At 67.6% G+C, this 21654-nt stretch carries 12 protein-coding genes and 1 tRNA gene; all 13 read right to left on the bottom strand.

The window, feature by feature from the left end; all coding sequences use genetic code 11:
• Positions 1-17: 17 nt before the first annotated feature.
• Positions 18-1739 (bottom strand): glycoside hydrolase family 44 protein, encoded by a 1722-nt coding sequence (locus D7S86_RS12735; protein ID WP_240648119.1) that lies wholly within the window; start codon positions 1737-1739, stop codon positions 18-20.
• On the bottom strand, positions 1732-2904 hold the full coding sequence (locus tag D7S86_RS12730) for an alginate O-acetyltransferase AlgX-related protein (protein ID WP_121087020.1): 1173 nt from the start codon (positions 2902-2904) through the stop codon (positions 1732-1734). The genes D7S86_RS12735 and D7S86_RS12730 overlap by 8 nt, the downstream gene beginning before the upstream one ends.
• A 4-nt stretch (positions 2905-2908) precedes the next feature.
• Positions 2909-4318: an MBOAT family O-acyltransferase gene (locus D7S86_RS12725; protein WP_121087018.1), complete on the bottom strand. Its 1410-nt coding sequence runs from the start codon at positions 4316-4318 to the stop codon at positions 2909-2911.
• Positions 4319-4433: 115 nt separating this feature from the next.
• Positions 4434-5174, bottom strand: a complete 741-nt coding sequence (locus tag D7S86_RS12720) for a cell division protein FtsQ (protein ID WP_240648118.1) — start codon at positions 5172-5174, stop codon at positions 4434-4436.
• 58 nt (positions 5175-5232) lie between these two features.
• Positions 5233-5883, bottom strand: coding sequence for an SGNH/GDSL hydrolase family protein (locus D7S86_RS12715; RefSeq protein WP_121087016.1), 651 nt, complete (start codon positions 5881-5883; stop codon positions 5233-5235).
• Between the two features lie 44 nt (positions 5884-5927).
• Positions 5928-10037, bottom strand: coding sequence for a cellulose biosynthesis protein BcsC (locus tag D7S86_RS12710; protein WP_147432318.1), 4110 nt, complete (start codon positions 10035-10037; stop codon positions 5928-5930).
• 19 nt (positions 10038-10056) lie between these two features.
• On the bottom strand, positions 10057-12507 hold the full coding sequence (gene bcsB, locus D7S86_RS12705) for a cellulose biosynthesis cyclic di-GMP-binding regulatory protein BcsB (RefSeq protein WP_121087012.1): 2451 nt from the start codon (positions 12505-12507) through the stop codon (positions 10057-10059).
• 40 nt (positions 12508-12547) lie between these two features.
• Entirely contained in the window at positions 12548-15037 is a 2490-nt protein-coding gene (bcsB, locus tag D7S86_RS12700; RefSeq protein ID WP_147432317.1) for a cellulose biosynthesis cyclic di-GMP-binding regulatory protein BcsB, read from the bottom strand.
• Positions 15034-17295, bottom strand: coding sequence for a UDP-forming cellulose synthase catalytic subunit (gene bcsA / locus D7S86_RS12695; RefSeq protein WP_121087008.1), 2262 nt, complete (start codon positions 17293-17295; stop codon positions 15034-15036). The genes bcsB (D7S86_RS12700) and bcsA overlap by 4 nt, the downstream gene beginning before the upstream one ends.
• A 156-nt stretch (positions 17296-17451) precedes the next feature.
• The gene (bcsR, locus tag D7S86_RS12690) at positions 17452-18261 is read right to left on the bottom strand and encodes a BcsR/BcsP family cellulose biosynthesis protein (protein ID WP_121087006.1); all 810 of its coding nucleotides are present in this window, start codon (positions 18259-18261) and stop codon (positions 17452-17454) included.
• Between the two features lie 118 nt (positions 18262-18379).
• Positions 18380-18817: a cellulose biosynthesis protein BcsD gene (gene bcsD, locus D7S86_RS12685; protein ID WP_121087004.1), complete on the bottom strand. Its 438-nt coding sequence runs from the start codon at positions 18815-18817 to the stop codon at positions 18380-18382.
• A gap of 1215 nt (positions 18818-20032) precedes the next feature.
• Positions 20033-20126 (bottom strand) — tRNA-Ser (locus tag D7S86_RS12675).
• A 227-nt stretch (positions 20127-20353) separates the two neighbouring features.
• On the bottom strand, positions 20354-21604 hold the full coding sequence (locus D7S86_RS12670) for an aspartate kinase (RefSeq protein ID WP_121087000.1): 1251 nt from the start codon (positions 21602-21604) through the stop codon (positions 20354-20356).
• Between the last annotated feature and the right edge of the window lie 50 nt (positions 21605-21654).

Below are 21654 nucleotides of genomic sequence, written 5' to 3'. Positions count from 1 at the left end.
GGGCGAACGCGCGCGGGCTATCGCGCGACGCCGCGCAGCACGAACAGCGTCACCGATTTCGGCGGCAGCGTCGCGCGGAGCTGGCCGCCCGCGAGATCGGCGTCGAGCACGCGCGCGAGCGCGTTGTCCGCGAGCTGCCACGTCTCGGCCTTGCCTTGCGCGGCGAAGTGCTCGACGGCGATCGTCGCGTCCGCGGGCCGATCGCGCTGCTTGTTGATCACGACGATCGTCAACACGCTGTCGTGATCGCGCAAGGCCGCGAACGACGACACCTGATCGGGATCGGTCTGCATCCCCGTCGCGGCGACGCTCGTCGTGCCGAAGCCCGAGCCCTGGCCGTCGTAGTTCCGATAGAGCGCGAACGCCTTGTAGACCGGCATATCGGGCGTCAGCGTCCCCCATCGCGCCGCGATGTCGAGACCCTCGCGGCCGAAGATGCCGAGCACGTCGGCCTGCGCGGTCGCGCCGTTCATCGTCGTGTCGCCGCCCCAGCTGTATTCGGTGATCGCGATCGGCGTGCCCGCGTCGTAATACGTGTCGACCCACTGGCGCATCAACGGGATCAACGCGATGACGCTATGGATCCACGTCGGGTCCTGATAAGTCGGATCCCAGAGATCGCGCGTCGAACGGTTGCGCAGGAGTTCGATGGCCGGCGCGTCCGCAACAGCGGGGTTCGCGCCCTGCGTCTCCTTGAACTCGCCGCCCTGCGGATAGAAGTGCAGGCTCACGACGTCGACCGGATGCCCGGCCTGCTTCCATTGCGTGAGCAGCCACGGCACGTAGTCCATGCCGTGCGTTTCGCCGAGCTTGTCGGGCGCGGTCTCGGGACCGCCGTGCCCGGCCGCGAGATATTGCTGATCGAAGCCGCTGTACCGGTACCCGTTCCACCCCCACTCTTCGGGCGCGACGACGCGCGCGCCCGGATCGACGGCCTTCACCGCGCGCGCGTAGGTGACGACGCGGCTCGCGATCTCGCTCGCGTGCGCGCCGACCGGATGGACGTCGCGGTGTCCGACGTGCCAGAGGCTCGGCTCGTTGTCCATCAGGTAGTACCGCACGCCGCCCGCGTTCGCGTTGCCGAACGTCTGCACGAGTCGCTTGATGCGTGCCTGCTGGCTCTGCGGATCGTCAGGGACCGACGCGTCATCGGGGTCGTTCTTGATCGGCGTGCCGTCGAGCGCGATGCCGTTGCCCGCATCGGGCCATCCGCTCGGGTCGGCACCTTGCTGCTTGCCGTACTTGGCGACCGAGAAGCTCGCGAGCGGCTTGCCGTCCTTGTCGAGCTTCGCGACGCGGCCGATCATCGGAATCGTCAGCATCGGGGTCGCGTGTCCATCGCGCGCCGACGACACGAAGCGGTCGTTGTACTGATACACGGCCTTCGGATCGACCGGCAGACTCTCGAAGAACCAGTCGACCCCCGTGTTGTGCGCATCGAGCCGCCAGTTGTAGGTCGACGCGCTGTTGCCGCCCGAGCGATCGATCGGCACGCGCAGCGCGCGCAGCGTGTCGGCCGTGGCGTAGTTCAAGCCGTAGATCAGCGGACTGATCGGATGGCGGCGGGCCGCGGCATCGACCACGATGTTCGCGGGCAGCGGTGCCGTCCCGTTCACAGGCAACGTCGCGGCCGCGTTCGGTGACGACGTCGCGGCCACACTCAGGGACGACGTCGCCGCCAGGCCGACCTTCATCGCGAGCCACGCGCGGGCGACGCTTGGGCGCCAGGAGTTAGCCATGCGCGGCCCCCGCATCGGTCGCGTGATCATTCGCATGCGGCGCGGGCACGACGACTGCATCGTCGGCTTCGAGCGGCGACTGCAGATCGCGCTCGTCGAGTTCCCAGACGACGAGCTTCGGCGGCGTCTGTGCAAAAGCCGCGCTCGTGAAATACGCGCGCGCCGCGCCGCCGAACTTGCCGCCCTCGCGCGCGAAATTGCCGACGCCCGTGCCGAGCGCGAGCGCGAGCTGCGGCACGAAATCGGACGTCGTCGAATACGAGGTGCCGATCACCGCGAGATTCGGCAGATCCGCATCGCCGAACAGCGCATCGGCCGACGACGCTTCCTCGGCTTCATGAACGTAGCCGCGACGCGCGACGATCTCGGGCGCCGGTTGCCACGAGAGCGGCAGATCGTCGAGACCGGCCAGACGCACGAGATCGCCGGGCCGGCGCGCGGCCGGCAGGTCGGCGACGCGATAGCCGGGCTTGCTCGATCCGAGCGCGACATCCATCGCGCGGATACGCTGCGCGACCGCCTGCGCGGCGGCGGCCGCGCCGTCCTGGGTCCAATGCGTGTCGGTGCGGAAAAACGCGTCGCCCGGCACGCCGCGCAACGCCGGACGCAAGTCGAGCACGGCCACGCCCTCGCCCGCGAGCCGCGACGTCCAGGCATCGAGCCGCGCGCTCAGCGACGCCGGCCGATCGAGCCCGCAGAGGTGCTGAGGTTCGATGCGCGACTTGTCGGGCACGACGACCACGAGCAACGCGATGCCGCGCCGCGCGAGCGCGCGCTGCGCGTCGGCGACCGTGACCGCGCGCGTGTCGAGATGACGGTCGCCGTCCGCGTAGACGTTCAGCTCGTCGCGCAGGAACAGCCACCCCGGACAGCCCTGCCGCACACGCGGTCCCAGATCGCGCAGCGTGAGCCAGCCGAGCGCGCGCTGCACGCGCGCCGCGTCGGCCGCGATCGGCGTATCGCCCATGCGGCTCGCGAGTTCCTTGGACACGGTGCCGTCGAGCACGCTCGCGCGCGTCGCGGCCTGCGGCAACAGCGATCCCGTCGTCCACGCGAACCGGACGTCGAAGACGAGGCCCGCGAACAGAAAGACCATCAGCGCGACGGCGGCGATCTTGCCGGCCCGCGTGGCGCGTAACTGAGGCAGCGGCTTCGGATCTTCCATGGCGTCAGAACTGGAAGTAGAGGAAAGGCACCGCGCCGCGCGCGGCGATCAGCCCGAACGACAGCAAAAAGCCCGCGAGGGGCCAGCATGCCTGCCAGATTCTGCGCGCCGCCGTATCGGGCAGCCTATCCCAACGCGCCTGCCAGAGCGGCAGCACGACACAGACGACGCCGAGCGCCGCGGCCAACGCATGCGCGGGCCGCAGCAGCACGAGCGTCGCGTCGCTCAAGCCGATGCCGTTCAAGCCGAACTGGCCGCGATACATCGCGAGCGCCGCGTGAAATCCGACCGCGCGGAACAGCGTCCACGCGAGCATGACGAAGACCAGCGTCAGCACGCGCGAGACCCATGCCGGCACGGCGGGCAGCGCGCCGCGGCGCCAGACGCGCGCGATCGTCAGCGCGACTCCGTGCGCGGTGCCCCAGAGCAGGAAATTCCAGCTGTCGCCGCCATGCCAGAGCCCCGCGATCGCCATCGTCAGCAGCAGATTGCGGCAGGCCTTCCACTCGCCGTGCCGGTTGCCGCCGAGCGGGATATAGAGGTAGTCGCGGATCCAGCTCGACAGCGACAGATGCCAGCGCCGCCAGAAGTCCTGGATGCTGCTCGCGAGATACGGATGGTTGAAATTCTCGGGAAAGCGAAAGCCGAGGATCTGTCCGAGCCCGATCGCCATCGCGCTGTAGCCCGCGAAGTCGAAGAACAGTTGCAGCGTATAGAAGCCGCAGCCAAGCCATGCATCGGCGAGCGTCGGCGCATGCAGCGAGAAGATCGCGTCGATCATCGGCGACAGCGTATCGGCCACGAGCACCTTCATGCTCATGCCGATCATGAGGCGCCGCGCGCCGGCCGTGAAACCGTCCCAATCGACCTCGCGCGAGACGAGCTCGCGCTTGACCCACGCATAGCGAATGATCGGACCGGCGATCAGATGCACGAACATCCCCTGGTAGGCGCCGTACCGGATGGCGCTGCGATCGGCGGGCACGGTGCCGCGCTGTACGTCGATCAGATAGGAGATCGATTGCAGCACGATGAACGACAGCCCGATCGGCAAGGCGACGTGCCGCCACGGAATCGGGGCGGCATGGCCGAGCGCGAGCAGATTGTCGAGGCTCTCGACGACGATGTTCGCGTACTTGTACCAGCACAGCGTCAGCACGTTGACCGCGATAAAGAGCGCGAGCCAGACGCCGCGTGCGCGCGGCGTCGGCGCGCGGTCGATGACGATGCCGCCGAGCCAGCCCCAGAACGTCAGCGCGATGAACAGCAGCAGGAAGACGGGGCTCCACCAGCCGTAGAAAAACCAGCTGCAGACGAGCAGCACCGCGTTGCGCCAACGCGCGGGCGACGCGACATAGACCGCGAGGAAAGCCGGCAGAAACAGCGTCAGGAATTCGAGGGACGCGAAAACCATGCAGGATGATCAGTCGAAAACACGCGCCGCACACCCGGCGCCGTCGAGACGCGGACCGGCCCCCGAGGTCTCCCGGTCACACCGGGAAAACGCACGCGCGGGCCGGCGGCCGCGCTCAGGGGTTGACCGCGTCGTTCGCGAAGAAGATGCGCGAATGCGCGCCGGCCGGCACGAGAAACACCGTATAGCGCTGCCCAGCGACGAGCGTGCCGAGGTTCAGCGGCTCGCCCGCGGACTGGCCGCCGCATACGAGCTGGACCGACAGCGCGACCGGATTGACCGAACGCCGCTTGGTCTGCCCGACGCTCACGCCGTCGAGCAGCACGATGTCGCGGCCCGGTACCTTGAGCGTCGGCGCCGCGCAGCGCGCATCGAGGTTGTAGAACGCGACCGAGGCCTTGAGCGCGTTGAAGTCGTCGGGCTTCTCGCGGATCGTCACGACGTGCAGGGCGCCGCCCTTGTCGCTCCCTTTATCGCCGCCTTTGCCAGTCCCTTTATCGGCCCCGTCCGCCCCGTCAAGCGCGACGATGCTGACGAACTCGCCGGGCAGCACCGTCGCCGAGACGTCCTGATGCGCGCCGCCGCGCGTCAGCGTGCCCGCGATCGGCTTGCGCGCGGCGATCGGGAAGAAGCGCGTCGCCGGTTGAGCGGCGTCAAGCGTCAGGCGCGCTTTCGATTCGGCCGCGGTGACCTCGACCGGCTTCGCGCCGCCGTCGACGAAGCGTACGAACGACGCATCCTCCGCGGGCCCGGTCGGGTACAGCGGAATATCGGCGGCGCAGGCCCCGTGCGCGAACAGGCCGAGACCCGACAGCGCCAGGCCCGACACGAACAGGCGAGAGAGAAAGTGGTTCATTTCGTGTTCAAGCTGAAAACCGGGAGCGCCGGTCAGCGCCCCCGCGATGCACGGCGTCTTACTTCGGCTGCACGGCGGGCAGCTTGACGAGCGCCTGCATGATGTCCGCGCCCCAGGCCTTGTAGCCCGTCGTCGTCAAGTGCTGTCCGTCGACCGTCGCCCATTCGCCGGGCTTCGAGAACGTCAGCGAGTCGATGTACTGGCACGGCGCGACATTCGTCGCGAGGAACGACGACAGCATCTTCACGCGTGCGAACGTCTTCTGGTATTTGCCGCCCTCGGTGCCCCAGGCGGGCCCGACCCAGACGCACGCCGTCTTGTTCGCGGCGAGATCCTGCGTGAGCGCCGTGACCTGCTGCCATGCCCAGGCCTTCGGGAAATCGTCCTTGCCGTAGCCGCCGATCGTGTCGCCCTCGACGATGATGACGAGGTTCGCCTTGTTCGCGGCGATCAGCTGATCGACGGGCTGCGTCTTCGCGTTGTGATCGATGACGAGCGGCGCCTTGCCGTTGCGCTCGGCGCCGCCGCACGTGCCCTGGACCGACTTGACCCAATCGCCCGGCGTGCTCCCGCAGACGCTGTACGTGTGAACCTGCGCACCCGCGGCGATCAGGCGGTCGTGGAGGGTATCGATGAGATAGCCGGGTTCGCTCAGATGGCTATCGCCGATCACGAGGATGCTGAGACCCGCAAGTACGGAAGCAAGCATGAATCTTCACTCCAAAAAAAACGGTCGACGTCCGATCGACCACGCTACTGATCGTTGTAATGCGACTGATACGGCACCACGGGCAGGTCCATCGTCTTCGTCTGCGGATCGATGCTGTAACGCACGTAAAGGCCCGCGACCCACTGCCGGTAGCTCGATGCGTTGTTCGCGCCGATCGTGCCGCCGCCCGTCAGGTGATTCGTGAAACGATACTCGGCCGCGGCCAGCAGGTTATAGCCGAAGCCCGTCGACGACTGGCCCGGATGAACCGCGCCGTCGGCCAGACCGATCGACGCCGCGGCCGCGACGGCCGACGTCTGCAGCGCGCTGTCGGTCGGGAAATACGGCACACCCGCCTGGTGGAAGTACTGCACGCCCGCCGAGCCCTGGAACTTGTACGTCCAGCGGTCCGAACGCTGCGCCCACGTGACCGGAATGTCGAAGGCATAGAAGCGTTGCGGACTGAAATAGCCGCCGTTGCCGTACGTAAAGTTGTTCTCGTTGTGATCGTAGAACATGGCGCTCATGTTCATGCCCGCGCTCAGCATCGTGTCGTCGGTGCGCAGCAGATACCAGTACGCGCCCGCGCCGGCTTCGACGCCCGTATTCGATTCGACGTTGTGACCGTCGAGATACTTCCACGATCCGTACGCGTAGACGCCGTAATCCTGGTTGTCGACCCCGAGCGCGCCATGCAGGCCCGTCGCGACGACGCCGCCCCAGCTCAGGCCCGAACGCGGATCGTGCGATCCCGCGAACGACGTGATGCTGTCGGTCACGGCCCGCCGCGACGCGCCGACGTTGAACCAGCTTCCCTGCCCCGGATCGATCGCGTTCTTGTACGTCAGGCCGCCCACGACGTTCGTGTATTCGAAGCCCAGCGGCGTCGAGCCGATATCGGCCATCCAGTTGCGCGTCTGGTAGCCGAAGCCCAGACCGACGCCGTACGCGGTCTGGTTGCCCGGGCTGCCGGACTTGGCGACCGCGGGGCCGCCGCCGAACTGGCTGCTGCTGTAGGTATCCGTGCCGAGCGTGCCGCTTTCGAGCTCGACCGGCGTCACGCGCACCGACAGCTTGCCGTCGCCGACGGGCAGCACGCCTTCGAGCGGTTGCTGCACGTTCGTCAACTGACTCGCGCCGGACGCGCCGTTGTTCGCCGAGACGAAGAGGCCGCCGATGACTTGCGGCGAACGGTCGGCGCGCAAGTCGCCGAGTTCGCGACGCATATCGTCGAGCGACGCCGCGCCGTCCTGCGCGTCGTTCGCCGCGACGTCGTCCTGCACGCCTTGCGCGCCGATCGGCGTGCCCGCGACCGAGGGCACGGTCGGCGACGACACGCGCGCGGACGCGCGCTCGCGCGTGCTTGTCGATGACGTCTCGCTCGGCGATGCCGTCGCGGCGGCCAAGGTTGCCGCGCTCGACGATGTCGCCGACGTCGCCGATCCCGCGCTCGACCGGGTGGCCGCCGGCATCGCCGTGGACCCCGTCGCGAAACCCGCGGCCGCGGCATCGTCAGTCCATGCGCCGTCCGCCGACGCGGGCGCGGCGGCCAGCGCCGTGGCGCTCGCCTGCCGCTTGGCCGCGACGCGGCGGCGATAGGCGTCATCGTCGTGCACGAACGGATTGCCCGCGACGTGAACGCCCGAGGCCTGCATGCCGAGCCGTTTCTCCTTCGCGGCGATGGCCGATTCGAGCAGCGTCTGCGCCTCGCGCGTCTTGCCCTGCATCGCATAGATGCGCGCCGCGCCGGCCAGCACGTCGGGATCGTTCGGCGCCTTCGCGACGGCCTGCTTGAGCGCCGTGTCCGCGACGCCGCCCTGCCCGGCCTGCACCGCCGCCATCGCGACGCCGAGCTGCAGACCCGGATTGTCGGGATCGCTCGCCAGCGCCTTCTGATAAAGCGTGAGCGCCGTGTCGTACTTGCCGTCGGCCGCGTACATGCGCGCAAGCGCCGCCGTCGCCAGACTGTCGTTGGGCCGTCGCGCGAGCACCGGCGCGAGCGTGTCGTAGGCCTGCGCGAGATCGCCCTGCGCGCGCTGCTGATCGGCGAGCCGCACGGCATACAGATAGTCGAGCTCGTCGAGTTCCGCGCGCTGATCGGCCGTCAGCGTCTCGGTCCGCAAGACGCTCATCACGTCCTGCGCGGGGCCGTTCTGGCCGATCTTGAACAGCAGACCCGCGTAGGCCAGTTGCACGTCGGGGCCGGCGCTCTTCAGCCCCTTGGGCATCAGCGCGCGCATCAGGCTCATGGCGCGCGGCACGTCGCCCGCGTCGACATACGCCTGCGCGAGCGGGCCGACACGCGCGGGATTCTGCCCGGCCGACGGTTCGAGCCGCGCGAGCGTATTGCGCGCGTCCTCGATCTGGCCGTCGCGCGCGAGCGCGGAGGCCTGTGCGACGAGCGCCTCGAATTCGATCTGCTGGCTCGTCGCGACCATGGCCGGCGTGCGCTTGCGCTCGGGGATGCGCGCCATCGTGTCCTGCGCGCGCGTCCAGTCGCTCATCTGCATCGCGAGCAGCGCGCTCGCGTAGAGCGCGTCGGGATCGTCGGGGTTCGACTCGAGCAGACCGTCGACGAGCTGCCGCGCCGCATCCGCATGACCTTGTTTCAGATCGAAGCGCGCGAGTTCGAGACGGATCCACGGATTGTCGGGATCGGCATGCTGCGCGTCTTCGAGGATCTGCTGCGCCGCGGCCGGATCGCCGCGCTGCTCGGCCGCCGCGGCGCGCCCCGATGCGACGGCCGCATGCAGGTGCGCGAGACCGCCGATGCCCGCGCGCTGCTCGGCCGACATGCCGTCGACCCATTGCTGCGCTTCGTCCGCGCGTCCGGTCTGGGCCAGGATGTCGATGAGCCCGCTGACCGCCTCGCGATTGTTCGGGTCCGTGACGAGCACGTCGCGGTAGATCTTCTCGGCCTGCGTCAGATCGCCTTGCGCCGCATCGAGCCGGCCCAGCGCGTTGTGCGCGCCGGGCTCCTTCGGATCGAGCCGCAGCGCCTGATCGAGCTGGCGCCGCGCGGCCGCGTAATCGCCCGCGTTCTGCGCGCCTTCGGCCTGATTGACGAGCAGCCAGTAGCGCGCCGAATTGAGTGCCTTGCTCCAGTTGGCCCCGGCATTCGGACGCGCGACGGCGCGCGACAACAGATCCTGCGCCTGCGCGAGATCGCCCTGCTGCATGCGCACGAGCCCGAGTCCGCCGAGCGCGTCGGTGTCGTTGGGCTTGTCGCGCAGCACGTCGGAAAACGACTGCTCGGCGGTCGCGATGTCGCCCGCCTTGAACGCCGCGAAACCGCGCGTGAGGCGCGGATCCATGACCGGATAGACCGGCGCGCCGGGTCCCGCCGCCGGGCGCGGCGCGAGCATCTGATGACGGATCTCCTCGTCGTCGGGATGCGCCTTCAGATAGTCCTCGAACCACGGCCGCGTCTTCGGCGTCGGCGGCACCCAGGTCAGCACGTTGCGCCAGACTTCGGTGGCCGCGCCGCCGATGTCGGGCCGCGTCGCGAGTTTTTCGAGCAGCGCGATGCCGGCCCCGCGATCCTGCTCGTCGCGCACGAGGTGCTGGGCGAGCGCGAGCTGGATCGACGGGTCGTTCGGCGTCTCGGCGTTCAGGCGTTGGAGACCCTCGATCGCCTGCGCAAGCCCGCCGTCGGTATAGCCGAGATAGCCGTAGTACTCGCGCGCGACGTTGCCCTGCGGCGGCTTGCCGCCCAGGGCCTTGTTGTACTCCGCCATCGCGGCCGACAGCGCCGCCAGATCGTTCTGGTTGACGGCGTCCTGCGCCATCTGGCGCGCCTTGGCGAAGGTCGACTTGCCGGGCTCGACCGCGAGCCGCAGATCCTGTTCGAGCAGCGGCACGAAGCGGCTGTCGGGCGCGGCCGCGCGCAAGCGCGCGAGATAGTCGTTGGCCTGCGCGAACTGCTGCCGGCCGACCGCGATGAGCCCCATGCCGTACAACGCTTCGGGCTGCTTCGGATCGGTCAGCAGCAGTTTCGACCAGCTCTGCGCGGCCAGATCGGGCTTGTCGTGCGCCTGCCAATAGCGGCCCTGTTCGAGCAGGATCCGCGACGGATCCTGCTGCGCCCACCCCGGATGACTGACCGAGGCGACCAACAATCCCAGAGCCCACGCCCGGCGACGGCTGACTTGCATGAGGTTTCCCTGAAGAGGATTACGGTTGCCGCGCCGCCTGCAGCCGCGCGCGGTCGCGCCGCGCCTGACGGCGGCGCAGGGCCACGAACGCACCCAGCACGAGCAGCACGAGCACGACGACGCCGAGCGCCTTCAGCACGCCGATCAGCGAGAGACCGAACGACGCGAGCCACCAGTCGATCGCGCGCCAGATGCCGAGATGCCCGAGGTAGTAGGTCTGCGCGCTCACGAGCGAATCGACCTCCTTGCCGCGAATCGACACCACGCTGCCCTGGATCGGCTGCTTGTCGTAGGTCGGCACCCCGAGCAGCGCCGTCACCGCATCCTTGAGCCCGTCGGGCTGATTGCTCGCGAGCAGCACCACGCTGCGGCCCGGCGCCTTCGGCGATTCGAAGCCGGCGAGCACGGCGCTCACGCCCGAGCCCGTATAGGCGAGCGACGCGCGGCTGGGTTCGCTATCGAGACGCGGATTCGAATGGAACCAGCCGAGCACGCGCGTGGGCAGATCCGACAACGAGAACTGCGCGTCGCGGTCATAGGCCGCGGGCATGTACTGCGCCCAGTCCTTGAGCCAGGCCTGATCGGCGCCCGAGGCGATCACGAACAGATCCTTGTCGGACGGCACGGCGTCGATGCGCTGACCGCGCAGCACCGTGACGCCGCGCGCCGGATACCCGGTCGAGTCGCCCATGCGGCCCATGACGGCCAGGTATGCGCTGTATTCGGCCGGCCCGGCGTTCGCGCCGAGCACGACGTCGGTGTCCGACAAATCGGCCATGCGCGTGAACGGGAAGCCCGCCTGCGCGAACGCGGCGAGATTCGGCATCGCGATGTAGCGCGGATATCGCGTCAGATCGATCGTCGACTCCGGATCGATCGCGCCGCGCACGTTGTCGATGATGATGTCGCGACACTCGCCCTGTTTGATGTAGTCGTACATGTACCGGAACTGCAGCTGGCTGTTCGGCTCCAGCAAGGTTTCGAGCGGCACTTCGAGCTTCGCCTGGCGCGGCAGGCTGCTGTCGGGCAGCACTTCGGCGCGCAGCTTCTCGCCGCCTTCGAGGCGTTCGAGCGCGAGCAGCGGAATCGACTTCATGAACTGGTCGTTCGCGCTGAACAGCAGCGACGAATTGACCATGTACGACTGCGGCGTATAGCGGTAATGCAGGTCGATCGGCACCTTCGGCTCATGCCAGCCGAACAGATCGGGCGGCACGCGCAGATTGATGCGGATCAGATCGGGGCTGTAGCCCGACACGGTCAGCTGCTTCGCGTCGATCAGCTCGCCGAACGAGACGGGCCGGTCCGTGCGCACCCAGCGCGGCGCGTCGTCGGGCTTGCGCGGCACGAGATCCGAGAACTGCGTGATCAGCGCGCTCGGACCCGAGAGCGTCTGGCTGCCCGTGACGAGCGCATCGGCGGCCTGCTTGAGTTCCTTGCCGTCGCGGCCCATGACGAGCAGCAGCTTGCCGTTCGGATCGTTCGGATTCGTCACGACGGCGAGCGTCGGCCCCTGCAACGGCGACGGCGCAAGCGCGGCCTGCGCCGCGCCTTCGACGATGACCACCGCATTGCCCTGGGCCGGCACGGTCGAGACCGACACCGGGAAGTTCGCGGTCCGATAGCTCGCGAGCGCGCCGAACCACGACGACACGGCGCCCGCGGCTTCGAGCGAAGCCTCGTCGGGCGTGCCCGCGAATACGAACGGCAGGTTCAGACGACGAATGTCGTGCGCGTCGAAAAACGGCCGTGGCAGACGCGCGAGGTCGTTCGTCTGCGACAGCGGCTGCGTGTCGATGCTCAGCGTGCTGTAGTTGCTGATGTTGGCCCACAGGCTCGAATGCAGCGGGTCTTCGCACTGCGTCGTGTAATGGCCGATCAGTTGCAGACGCAGCTTGCTGTCCGACGTGAACAGATACGCCGGCAGCGCGATCGTGCGCTGCAGGCTCGTGCCGGACGTGTCCTTCGGCACGGCGATCGAGGCCGCGACCTGATCGTTGATCAGCACGTTGATATGCGAGAGGTCGGGCAGCAGCGCGGGCGAATACGCGTAACGCAGGTTCAGGCGCGCGCCCGTGACGACTTGATCGTCGCGCACGCCGATCGGCACCGTGTTGCTGCCGTCGACGCCGCGCAGATTGAGCGCGTATTGCGCGCCGAGCTGCTGGAGCGAATACGTCGTCGTCGTGGAAGACGCGGCAGCGGCCGGCGCGGCAGCGGCCGGCGCGGCAACGGCCGGCGCGGTAACGACCGCCGCAGCATCCGCGTTCGCGCCCGCGGGCGCGGTCGCGGCGTTGTCCCCCGCGGCGGCCGCGCCCGCGTTAGGCGCGGCATGCGCACCCGCAGCGCTCGCCGTGGTCGGCGCGCCCGCAGACGCATGCGCGCTGGCCGGCTGCGCAGCCTGAGCCGGCAAGGCCGTGACAGACACGCCGCCCAGCAGCAGTGCGAGCCATAGCGGCCGCAGGGCCATGCCACGCGCGACGCGCGCCCGGGAGATGTCAGGCCTTCTTTTATGCATGAGAACCTCGTCTTCCTTCTTCACGTTGCGATGTCTGGGAAACGTTCAGGTCGAGCCGCTCGAGCGCACGGCGGTGCAGGAACACGCCGCCGAGCAGACCGATGAGCACGACGCTAACGAGCGTCGCCGCGAGCAGCAGCAGGATGTGGCTCGCGAAGAACCACTCGATCGCGAGCCACAGCGGCAAGCGGCCGATGTAATAGTGGGTGTCGGTGTCGAGCGTCGTCAGCACGCCGTCGTGGGCGACGATGAGGCTGCCGCCGATCTTGTCGTCGAGCGTCTTGCCGATCACATACCGATTGGCCTGGAGCACGTCGACGACCGAGGCCAGCCCCGCCGGCGTATTGCCCGAGACCACGACGACGCTGCGCCCGCGCGCGAGCGGCGACTCGAAGCCCGCGATCATGCCGTCGTCGTCGTTGCTTCGATACAGCCCGGCAATCTCGGCCTCGCGTGCCGCGCGCGCATGGCCGCCCGTGAGCCGGTCCCACGTGTCCTCGAACCAGCCGCCCGAACGCGCGTCGGGCCCGAAAAACCCGCGCGGCACGTCGCGGCGCCACGTCTGGATCAGCGGCTGGTTATCGCCCGACGCGAGCACGAGCAGATCCTTGCCGCGCAGCGTGGCAACCTGGTCCGGCGCGCCGACCGTGACGCCGAGCACCGGGTAGCCCGTGGCCTGTCCCATGCTGCCCATCAAGGTCAGATAAGCCGAATAGTCGTCGGCCGCGGGCTGCACGGGCAGGATCACGGCGGTCTCGGACAGGTCCGCGAGGCGCGTAAACGGGAAGCCCGCATCGCCGAACGCGCGCAGATCCGGCATGGCCGCATAGCGCGGCAGGCTCGAAATATCGATCGTCGAGGCCGGATCGATCGCGCTCTGCAGCGGGCCGCCCGGCACGTCCTGCCAACGGTCTTTCGTTTTCACGCGTTCGTAGTCAAAGGCGAACTGGAGCGTCGTCAGCGGCGGCAGCAGATAGGTCGGCACACGCATGACCGCATGGCCTTCCGAGGTATCGCCGGGCAGCGGCAAGGTCTGGATCGGCGTGTTGCCGGCGAGCACGCGAAGCTCGGAACGCGTCGACTCGGGACGCGCCGTATAGCGGTAACGCAGATCGAGCACGGCGCCATCGTTGTCGAAACCGAACAGGCCCGGCGGCAAACGCAGACCGACCTGGACGGCTTCGGGCTGGAAACCCTGGACCGTGAAACGGTCGGCGGCGAGCAGCTCGCCCAACTGAACGGGGCGGTCGCTCGGCAGCCAGTTCGGCGCGTCGTAGGGCTTGCGCGGCGCAAGCGAAATCGGCGCGCGGATCTGTCCGAGCGTGCCCGACAGGCCGCGCGCGCCCGTCACGAGCGCCGTGGCCGCCGCGCGAAGTTGCGCTTCGTCGCGGCCCGTGACGAGCAACAACCGGCCCGCGGGATCGGTGGGATTGGCCACGATCGCGAGCGTCGGACCGTCGGTGTCGGGCAGCGTCAGACCCGGCAACTCGCCGCGCAGCGCGAGCACGACCGCGTGGCCGCGGGCGGGAATCGCACCCGGACTCGCCGTGAAATGCGCGCCGCGATAGCCCGCTTGCGCGCCGAGCCACGAGGTCACGATGCCCGCCGATTCGAGGCGCTGCGGGCCGGGAACGCTTGGCATCACGACGGGCAGATTCACGCGGCGGACGTCGCGCGGATCGACGAACGGCGCGGGCAGTTGCGAGAGATCGCTCGGCAGGCCCGACGGCACGACGGTCAGTTCGAGCGCGCTGTTTGCATCCGCCTTGAGCCAGAGATCGGGGCTCAAGGGATTGTTGCCGTCGTCGCTCGCCTTGCTGTGCGCGATCAGCTCGAGATTCAGATGGTTGAACTCCGACAGCAGCGACACGGGCAGCTCGACCGTCGCACGCACGGGCGCGTTCGGCGCGGGCGCGGGCAAACGAATCGTCGCGCCGACCACACTGTTGAGCAGCACGTTCAGATGCGAGAGCGTGGGCAGCAAGGTCGGCGAGTAACGGTATTCGAGCACGAGCCGCGCGCCGACCACGCGCTCGTCGCGGCGCAGGCCGAAATCCATGCCCGCATACGCATCCTCGCCGAGCAGGGTCAGTCCTTGCTCCGGATACTGCCGCAACAGCGGGATCCGATAGGTGTATGCGTTCGCCGGCAAATCGGCCGCCGAGTCGGACGGCGGCTGGCTTGACTCGGCGCTCGCCTGGGCCTGGCCTTGAGCCTCGGCCTGAGCCGCAGGCGCGCCCGGCGACGCCGCGATCGAAGCAGAAGACGCCGGCGCGGACGCGGCCGGCGCCGCCACCGCGGGCGCCGCATGCGCCGCGGCCTGCGGCGCGACGCTCGACGCGGACGCCGCCAAAGCGACGGACACGACGGACGACGCGGCCAGCGCGACGCCGGCCCCGCTCAGCAGCGCCGCATACCCGAACGCGCCAAGCTGGCGCTTGCCCATCCCACGGCACAAGGACAACGCGTAGCGGAAACTCACGATTGCTTGGTTCCCAACTCGCCCGCCGGCGCCACGTTCGAACGGCTCAGGCGGTCGCGGCCGCCGAGAAACAGATGTCTGAACAACTCGCGCAGGCCGCGCACGCCGACCCCGAGCACCTCGAACAGGCTGCGCAGCGGCACGTCGGGACGATACCGGCCCCACGACGCGATCCAGCTGTCGGCACGCGAGAACGTCACGCGCATGAGATCGCGTTCCTGGTCGATCGTCAGCGCCGGGAAACTGACCCCGAGCATGCGTCCGCGGCAGACCTGGACTTCCGCGGGGAAGCGGGCCTCGTAGTCGTCGCGGAACACCGACACCATGACGGCGTCGCCGCGCTGCGGCAGCGGCGCGTCGTCGGGCAGCAGCAGCCCCAGCCCGCCCTGCGAATAGTCGCTCGTCTGGCACCGGACCTCGCGTCCGTCGGCAAGACGCACCGCGGCCGGCAATTCGATCTGCACACGCGGCGTGAGGCGCAGTTGTCTCGACTCGCTCGCGACGCCCGCGGCCGCGCTGAGATTCATGATGTTGTAGAGCACCCAGGCCAGGTTGAACAGCAGGCTCATCGCTTCGGGCCAGCCCGGGCCGCGCGCGAGCCCCACGACGGCCACCACGAAACCGGCGAGGTTGATCAGCAGCAAGACGATATACGGCCGCGCCATCGCCCAGTCGAGAAACGACTGCCGGATCACCCCGCCCTTGGACGTCACGTTGAAGCCCTTGCGGCCGGGGAAAAACACGGCCTGGAGCGCGGGCAGGATCACGTACCAGGCCAGCACCGTTTCGTAGACTTCGCTCCAGAACGAATGGCGGAAGCGCCCCTGGATACGCGACGCGCCCGTGCTCGAAATAACGAGGTGCGGCACGGCATAGGCGAGCACCATCGTCGCCGACGCGTGGAACACGTGCGCGCCGAAGAACAGATACGTCATCGGCGTGATCAGGAACACGATCCGCGGCAGGCCGAAGAAGAAGTGCATGATCGCGCTGAGATAGCAGAGCCGCTGCGGCAACGAGAGGCCCGAGATCAGCAGCGGGTTATAGCGGCGGAAGATCTCCGCCATGCCGCGCGCCCAGCGGATGCGCTGGCCGACGTGCCGGCCCAGGCTCTCGGTGGCGAGACCGGCCGCCTGAGGGATCGGCAGATAGCCCGTGTTGTAGCCCTTCATGCTCATCTTGAGCGCGGTCAACGCGTCTTCCGTGACGCTCTCGGTCGCGACGCCGCCGACCGCATCGAGCGCGGAACGCCGCAGCACCGCGCACGAGCCGCAGAAGAACGCGGCATTCCAGAGATCGTTGCCGTTCTGGAGCACGCCGTAGAACAGATCGCCTTCGTTGGGCACCTTGCGGAAGGTTTCGAGATTGCGTTCGAAGGGATCGGGCGAATAGAACACGTGGGGCGTCTGCACCATCGCCATCTTCGGGTCCTTGAGGAACCACCCCATGCAGACCTGCAGGAACGAGCGCGTCGTGACGTGATCGCAGTCGAACACCGCGACGTATTCGCCGGACGTCCGCGCGAGCGCCGCGTTGAGGTTGCCCGCCTTCGCGTGCGTGTTATCGGGCCGCGTCAGATAGTCGACGCCCGCCTGCTCGCAGAACTGGCGGAATGCATCGCGACGGCCGTCGTCGAGCACGTAGATGCGCAGCTTGTCGGCCGGCCAGTCGAGCAGCGTCGCGGCCAGCACCGACTGCCGCACGACGTCGAGCGGCTCGTTGAAGGTCGGGATCAGCACATCGACCGTCGGCCAGACCGACGTATCGGCCGGCAGCGGCGTGGGCCGGCGATGCAGCGGCCAGAGCGTCTGGAAGTAGCTGCACAGCAGCATCAGCACGGCATACCCTTCGGCGAGCAGCAGCAGATAGCCGAACACGCGGTCGAGCGGGTTCGTGAACGACAGCGTCTGCGTCACGCGCCAGTGCAGATAGCGCAACGAGACGAAGACCGACAGCGTGACCAGCGACACGGTAATGATCCGGCCGCGAATGCGGCTCAGCACGAAGGCGACGCCCATGCACATGATGCCGAACACCCACTGCTGCGAAACGGCGAGATTGACCGTCATCGAGGACGTGAACAGCAGCGCGGCCACGAGCATCACGAGCACGCGCCACCAGCTCGGGGACAACAGCGAGGCGCCGGCCTCGAGGAGCTTGTCGTCCCACTCGCCCAGATCGTCGCTTTGTTCCGCCTCGGGCGGCGGCGATGTCGGTTTCGGTTGCGTCGGTGCGCGTCTCAGCTTGATCAGTGCCATCGTCCGTCCCTTGTCCCTATCCCTGTGCCTATGCCTGTGCCTTACCGTGCCGCGAGCGCGCGCACGGCATCCGATCGTCGCGGCCGACACGGTCCATCGAGGTTTCGACCACGGCCCGACTCGCGTCGTCGTGGGCGGCATTGCCGGTGGTGAGGATCATGGCGTGCGTTCTTGTGGACCGTCCGCGTGCGGCTCGTCGCGTTGGAGCAGGCGGGCGAACACGGTGTTCAGGGCCGGTTCGGACTCGGGGGCGGCCGCCGGGGCGGCGGACTCGGCTGCCGGACGAACCGTCGGTTCCGATGCGGCATGGACGACGGATCCGAAGACGGACGGCGCCTCAAGCGGGAACGGAGACGCCGCGTCATGCGGCGAGGCGGATTGCACGGGCGACGCGTGCGCGGACTGGAACGTCGGCTCGATGCGCGATCCGACAGCCGCTCCGGCAAGCGCGCCCACCACGGCGGCGGTGACGCCGGCGCCAGCGGCTTCGGCTTGCGCCGTAGCAGATCCGGCCTCACGGGTGGGAACGCCGGTGTGAGCGGCAGCAACGCCTGCCTCAGAGGCGGCAACGCCGGCTTGAGCGGCAGCAGCGCCTGCCTCAGGGACGGCGACGCCGCCGGTCACGGCACGGTCTGCCCCGGTCACGTCGGCGGCGCCAAGGGACACGGCCGTGACGTCGCCGGACGCGGCGCGAGCTTCCGCTGAAGCCGCCCCAGCGGGTATCGCCCCGACATGCGTTGCCTCGACGCGAGTCGCCTCGACATGCGTCGCCGCGGTCGCAGCCGCGCCGACCGGCACCGCTGCGACGCTCGGCTCACCCGCACGGGCCGTCCCGACCGGGACGGGCTGGGCGGCCCACCGCCCGCGCGAGCCGCGCTGCTGCTCTTCGCGTTCCACTTCGCGATAGAGCGCGGGATTCCCTCCCGCCACGCCGAAGAGATTCGAAATATCTGATGCGCCACTCATGCGTCATCCCCATCCAATTGTCTGCGAACCCACACCGAGGCCCGCACCCCAAGCCGCGACAGAACGGCGCTTTGTTTCCGCCTCTTTCTGCCGCTATGTCTTGTTAACGCTTTTTTATTTATTTTCCAAAAAGGAACACCATCGTGCCCGACGGATCCGCCGGATCGACCGAGCCCGCCGCCGTCACGCGAAGGTGCGAATCAGCGCCCAATTGATGCATCCATGCTTCGTAGACGCCTTCGAGAAAGGCGCCGGCCCACGTCAGATTGTCCGGACCGAATACCGTGCGCAACGGCGCGCGGTGGTGCGTGAGCACGAGCCAGCTTTGCGCGTCGCGAATCTCGACCCTACCCCAACCCAGCTCGCGCCAGACGTCATTCATGCCCTTCTGCATATCGGCAACCGTGCCCGCGAAATGAAGGGTATGTTGGCGAGAGAATTGTGTCCCCACACTGCGCATGAGCTGGGTCAGAAGCTTGGGCGTCAGGTTTTGCGTCAGCTCCTGCGCGAAAAGCGACAAAAACGGAGGCCATTGCGGTGTTGCCGTGTCAGTCATGGATCATCCACGCGCCCTCGACATGGCGGCGCCTAGTGTAACGACAGAAAATACAGAGCCGACCTCGACTCCATTCGCACCACGCCGGCCCCATCGACATTCGATCCTCGCCGGCGCGAAGAGAAACGCGGCGTGAAGCCTGGAATGACGAACGCACAAAGCCCGCATTCCACGCAAAGAAACCGCAGCCTACTCAACAGAGCGGACTCATGTATGTCGCCTGACCCACATTGCGCGACATGCATGACATCGATTTCGGACACATGACGATGGCGTCATGATTCGCCATCCATTCGCCTCGCCGGCATCATGTCCATTCGAACACGCGTGTCGCTCGCGCAAAAGCGCACGTCGCAGACGCGCATGTCGCAGACGCGCATGTCATCCCTTCAGGTGCGGTATGCGATGCGTGAAATCGCCGCGCGCCGAGACCCGATGATGCCGACCCTCGATTCGTTATTGCGCGATATTACTATCGAAACCCCGCCTCTTGCGACACCCACGGCCCGAATCAAACAGAGCGGCAAAAATGACCGGACGATATTTGCGTCCCATGAGACAGGTTGAATAGGCGATGCCGCCTTCGATGATAAGGAAGACACATCGCGCAGCCGCGTGAATCACGCATATCCATTCGAATATGCGAGGCCGATTACGGGATTCGCCGGGGATATCGACGAAGATATCGTTGAAGATAAGCAGCGCACGTCGAACACCAATTCATGTCTCGCGCGAATCACGCCGCGAAATGCGATTGAATCTGACACATTTCATTCATCGCACATGCATGATGCGAAAGCCGAGCCGTCCCACGCAGGCCGGCGACGTCGACATGCGCGGCGTCGACATGCGCGGCGTCGATAGGCACGCGATCGCCGGACCGTCTCGCGATGGACGCCGGATCACACCGCACGCGACACGCAGCCACCGCGCATGCCGCATGCGAGCCTCGACATCTCGCCCACCGTGCTTCGACGCGCGAACCCTTCTTTCGACGCGCGTGGGCGCGAGATCCAAATCGCGCCGTGACGGACAACGACAGGCGCGCCAGCCCACGAGGCCACCGTGCCGCGCGCGAACGCGCGGCCGCATCCCCCGGATCGGCTTGACGACAGACCGCGCGACGGATGACTGCCTCGCTCGAATCGCCGATTTCGGCCCCAAAAAACAAAAACCCCGTAGAGCCGCGACTCTACGGGGTTTCGCCGCCATTGCTGGCGGAGACGAAGGGATTCGAACCCTTGATCCAGGTTTTGGCCCAGATGCTCCCTTAGCAGGGGAGTGCCTTCGACCTCTCGGCCACGTCTCCCAAACTTGTCTCGTCGCGGCGGAAGCCTTTCGCAACGAGACGTGAATCATAGCGGCAAAGCGCGGACGGGTCAAATGCGCGGCGCGTTTTTTGCGTGACACACGACGGCGCACGTTTTTCGCCCCTGATCCCACGCCGGTCCGGCTCGATCCGACACCGATTCACCGCCGCCGACGCGCGTCACACCGCGGTGCCGCCGCGCGCCGTCACTTCGACTCCACCGATATTCAGGCTTGTTCGAGTTCGAATGCCTTATGCAGCGCGCGCACGGCGAGCTCCATATACTTTTCGTCGATCAGCACCGAGATCTTGATTTCCGACGTCGAGATCATCTGGATGTTGATGCCCTCTTCCGACAGCGTGCGGAACATCTTGCTCGCGATGCCGACGTGCGAACGCATGCCGACGCCGACCACCGAGACTTTCGAGACCTTCGCGTCGCCGAGCACCTTGCCCGCGCCGACATGACCCTTGACGTGTTGCGTCAGGATCTCGGTCGCGCGCTGGAAATCGCCGCGGCCGACCGTAAAGGTGAAATCGGTCAGGCCGTCGACGCTCTGGTTCTGGATGATCATGTCGACGTCGATATTCGCGTCGGCGATCGGGCCGAGGATCTGATAAGCGATGCCGGGCTTGTCGGGCACGTCCGCGACAATGATCCGCGCTTCGTCGCGCTGGAAGGCAATGCCCGAAATAACCGCTTGTTCCATGGTGTCGTCTTCTTCAAAAGTAATCAGGGTGCCCGAGTGCATTTCGACGTCGAGCGGGATCAGCGGATCGGTCAGGCTCGAGAGCACGCGCGTCTTGACGCGGTACTTGCCCGCGAATTCGACCGAGCGGATCTGCAACACCTTCGAGCCGAGACTCGCCATCTCGAGCATCTCTTCGAACGTGATCTTGTCGAGACGACGCGCATCGTCGACGACGCGCGGATCGGTCGTATACACGCCGTCGACGTCCGTGAAGATCAGGCATTCCTCAGCCTTGAGCGCGGCTGCGACGGCAACGGCCGACGTGTCCGAACCGCCGCGGCCGAGCGTCGTGATGTGGCCGTCGGGATCGACGCCTTGAAAACCCGTGATCACGACGACCTTGCCCGCGTCGAGATCCGCCATGACGCGCTTATCGTCGATGCTTGAAATACGCGCCTTCGTGAAGGCGCTGTCGGTCGCGATCGGCACCTGCCAGCCCGCGTAGCTGACGGCGTCGACACCGGCCTCCTGCAACGCGATCGCGAGCAGGCCGACGCTGACTTGCTCGCCGGTCGCGGCGATCAGATCGAGTTCGCGCGGGCTCGGCTGCGCCGCGATTTCTTTCGCGAGACCGAGCAAGCGATTGGTTTCGCCGGACATCGCCGACGGCACGACGACCATCTTGTGACCGGCGCGATGCCATTTGGCAACGCGTGCTGCGACATTCTTGATGCGCTCGACGGAGCCCATCGACGTGCCGCCGTATTTATGTACGATCAGAGCCATATTATTCGAAACAGCGTGGTTCAGAGCTTTTGGGCAAGCTATCGAAAATA

Source organism: Pararobbsia silviterrae (assembly GCF_003628125.1).
Classification (GTDB): Bacteria; Pseudomonadota; Gammaproteobacteria; order Burkholderiales; family Burkholderiaceae; genus Pararobbsia; species Pararobbsia silviterrae.
The sequence above is the reverse complement of the archived record's forward strand: the minus strand, read 5'-3'. Positions and strand labels throughout refer to the sequence as shown.

What these genes read in the sequence shown, in the direction of transcription:
- D7S86_RS12670 (WP_121087000.1), bottom strand. Translation starts at nt 21,604, where the DNA reads ATGGCTCTGATCGTACATAAATACGGCGGCACGTCGATGGGCTCCGTC.
- D7S86_RS12710 (WP_147432318.1), bottom strand. Translation starts at nt 10,037, where the DNA reads ATGCAAGTCAGCCGTCGCCGGGCGTGGGCTCTGGGATTGTTGGTCGCC.
- D7S86_RS12735 (WP_240648119.1), bottom strand. Translation starts at nt 1,739, where the DNA reads ATGGCTAACTCCTGGCGCCCAAGCGTCGCCCGCGCGTGGCTCGCGATG.
- D7S86_RS12725 (WP_121087018.1), bottom strand. Translation starts at nt 4,318, where the DNA reads ATGGTTTTCGCGTCCCTCGAATTCCTGACGCTGTTTCTGCCGGCTTTC.
- D7S86_RS12720 (WP_240648118.1), bottom strand. Translation starts at nt 5,174, where the DNA reads ATGAACCACTTTCTCTCTCGCCTGTTCGTGTCGGGCCTGGCGCTGTCG.
- bcsB (WP_121087012.1), bottom strand. Translation starts at nt 12,507, where the DNA reads ATGGCCCTGCGGCCGCTATGGCTCGCACTGCTGCTGGGCGGCGTGTCT.
- bcsA (WP_121087008.1), bottom strand. Translation starts at nt 17,295, where the DNA reads ATGGCACTGATCAAGCTGAGACGCGCACCGACGCAACCGAAACCGACA.
- bcsD (WP_121087004.1), bottom strand. Translation starts at nt 18,817, where the DNA reads ATGACTGACACGGCAACACCGCAATGGCCTCCGTTTTTGTCGCTTTTC.
- D7S86_RS12730 (WP_121087020.1), bottom strand. Translation starts at nt 2,904, where the DNA reads ATGGAAGATCCGAAGCCGCTGCCTCAGTTACGCGCCACGCGGGCCGGC.
- bcsR (WP_121087006.1), bottom strand. Translation starts at nt 18,261, where the DNA reads ATGAGTGGCGCATCAGATATTTCGAATCTCTTCGGCGTGGCGGGAGGG.
- D7S86_RS12715 (WP_121087016.1), bottom strand. Translation starts at nt 5,883, where the DNA reads ATGCTTGCTTCCGTACTTGCGGGTCTCAGCATCCTCGTGATCGGCGAT.